Origin of the sequence: Xanthovirga aplysinae (genome assembly GCF_009711365.1) — a bacterium.
In the GTDB taxonomy this organism is placed as follows: domain Bacteria; phylum Bacteroidota; class Bacteroidia; order Cytophagales; family Cyclobacteriaceae; genus Xanthovirga; species Xanthovirga aplysinae.
In genome coordinates, this window is record NZ_SMMB01000574.1 from 1 (window position 1) to 2,461 (window position 2,461).

The 2,461-nt window shown below is 34.1% G+C and carries 3 protein-coding genes; 1 reads left to right on the forward strand and 2 read right to left on the reverse strand.

Annotated elements, in window-relative coordinates:
- Nucleotides 1-214 (forward strand): hypothetical protein (locus E1171_RS24145; RefSeq protein ID WP_222931353.1); only part of this gene is annotated, 214 nt, incomplete at its 5' end.
- 347 nt (nucleotides 215-561) lie between these two features.
- Here E1171_RS24145 and E1171_RS02830 read toward each other — a convergent pair.
- On the reverse strand, nucleotides 562-1,833 hold the full coding sequence (locus tag E1171_RS02830) for an alpha/beta hydrolase-fold protein (RefSeq protein WP_187696210.1): 1,272 nt from the start codon (nucleotides 1,831-1,833) through the stop codon (nucleotides 562-564).
- A 131-nt stretch (nucleotides 1,834-1,964) separates the two neighbouring features.
- A partial coding sequence (locus E1171_RS02835) for a DUF4386 domain-containing protein (RefSeq protein ID WP_155203881.1) occupies nucleotides 1,965-2,461 on the reverse strand: 497 nt, incomplete at its 5' end.

A 2,461-nucleotide genomic window follows, 5' to 3' on the forward strand; every position in this document is an offset into this window, starting at 1 on the left:
ATTTAGAAGTAAATCGATCTATTTTCGAATTCAGGTTGGAAGTGATAGTCCTCATAGGCAAAGTAGAGGGTTTTCCCATATGGGGAGAAAAAAGTTCTTAAAAAATGTCGGAATTCTAAACACCAAACCGAACGAAAAACGAAATCCAAAAAGCAAAAGAACAAAAGGAAACCCTGGAGAGCCTGCTTGGTTTTCAGGTGAGAAACCAGCCTGAAAATAAAGCAAAGGCCCAGTAGGCTGCCTTCTTTCTTTTGCTGGGCTTTTGTTTGGGGTGGGTGTGGAATGTTACGCTATGTGCTTAACGGCTTTTGCTGACAAAGCATAGCGGAGCCAGCACCATAAACTTCACGTCTTATGTGCAGCTTTGGATGGTGCAGCGGGTATTGTGGCCGCCATATGTTCCGTGACAGCTGTTAGCATAGGAACAGACAGCCTAACCCGTGGCTTAAAATTAAAAATGAGGAACGACCGAATGGAGTCCTGGACATGCGACAGATTATTAGTCACAGTTTTTTTCAAACGTATTTTCCAAATCACGCTAATATTTAAAAATATTAGATTTTACTTTTTAGAAAGCTGATCAATGTTCTCAAAATTAGATTGCAATTCATTCATTTGCCATTGTCTGACTCTGGCATTTTTAGCCAATTCTAAAGAACGATCACTTGCTTTTTTCGCTTTTTTGAATTCACTTCTTTCTGCATAAATTTTAGATAATCCTTCATATGCTCGAAATGAATTTGGTCGTTTTGTAAGACATTTGTTATACGTTTTTTCAGCATCCTCATATTTTTTGGCATTCATCTGATAGCGTGCCAATGAGATATAAAATTCATCCATTGAGTTTGGAAAATGTTGATCAATTTCTGATTCTAAGAGATCAATATCGCCAGTTAGATCTTTTCGATAATAATAATTCATCATGCTCCCAAAATTGTAAGCAGGCAATGAGAAATCAGTAGAAAAATCTGTATTAATTTTTTTATAATGATCCATCAGATCTTGAGCTGAATTAAAACTATAAAACTGTGTTCGACTTACTTCCCAATCCTTGAACAATGTGAGCAAAGCATCTTGAATTGCTATCATATGAACTGAGCCATGATTTTCATTTTCATAATGTTTAAAATTCCATTTTGAATCGTAAGGAAAATATTGATCAAGAATTCCCACAAATCCTCTAACGCCCATACCTTGTGTGTTTGCAAGCGAAATAAATAAATTAGATTTTAATTCTTTTTGATCTTGAAAAATAGAATCTGCTTTTTCGGTTAAAGCATAATCATTCCACCACAGGGAAGGGTCAATGGAAATGAAACTATCGAATCCCTCTGGTCGCTCTAAAAAATGATTAGCTACAAATAAACCACCCATGGAATGTCCTACTAAAATATCGTACTCTGACGTTCGATATTTTTTGTTGACCATTGGCTTTAATTCTTCTTCTAGAAAGGTCATGAATTTATTAGCATTGCCACCATTTGGAGAATCAATATTTAGTCGGCAATAGTCTCGGAACTTTGTACTTCCTTTATCCGAAATTCCCACCACGATCATTTCGGGAATCTTATCGGCTACAGAAGATAAAAACTCGATTAAACCGGTATCATAGTAAAAATTATAGTCACCATCCATCAGATAAATGACTGGAAAATTTCCTTGGTCACTATAAAAATAACTAGGTGGTAAATAAACTTGAAAGGTTCGTTCCTCTCCTAAAATTTGAGAGGAAAAAGAATGCCTTTCTATGGGAATGATCGCATTGCTCGTCGTTTGACTGAACACTACATTTGAAGTAAAAATTAAAAATAGGACTGCTATAAAATATTTCATATTTAAATTATTGTAAATATTCATTAGTAATCTCTGATGCAGTTAAATTAAAAACACAAAGTCAAATAGGTAGCCTAGTTGCCATTCTTCTGAGAATAAAGGAGATTCTTATAAAATCGCCTTTTAGTCTATTACACTTTCATTTTTGATTTTTCAAAATTTTGAATTGTCATTGACAAATTCAATCCCTTTACTATTAGCCAAAATGCTAACACTATTTCTTGAAGGACTAAAGGTATTGTCATAATTGCATATTCTGATGAAATAACTTCAATAAGCTGAAATAGTATTAAGAAACTGGCTAACATAATCAGTAAATTACCAGCTATTCCCCAAATTGACAACCATTTAGGTATATGTTGTCCGTCAAAAAATGTATAGTATAAAAATAAATTCCCAACTCCTGTCGCCAACATTACCCCAAAATGATTAGTTAAATCTCGAACCAGTTTTAATATTTCACCAATGTTTTGAAAATAAGGCAAGTTTGAAGATGTTGAGTTTAGGTACTGCTGACTTAAATAAATAAAAATAGGCAGTAAAATCACGCCTATTAACTGAAAAACTCCTGCGATTACCCTAAACCCGACAAAACCAATGGCAATATTCTCTTTATGATTTCTTATTA

Bases quoted from the DNA above. Each gene is read 5' to 3' on its own strand.
- E1171_RS02830 (WP_187696210.1), bottom strand. From the start codon at position 1,833: ATGAAATATTTTATAGCAGTCCTATTTTTAATTTTTACTTCAAATGTA.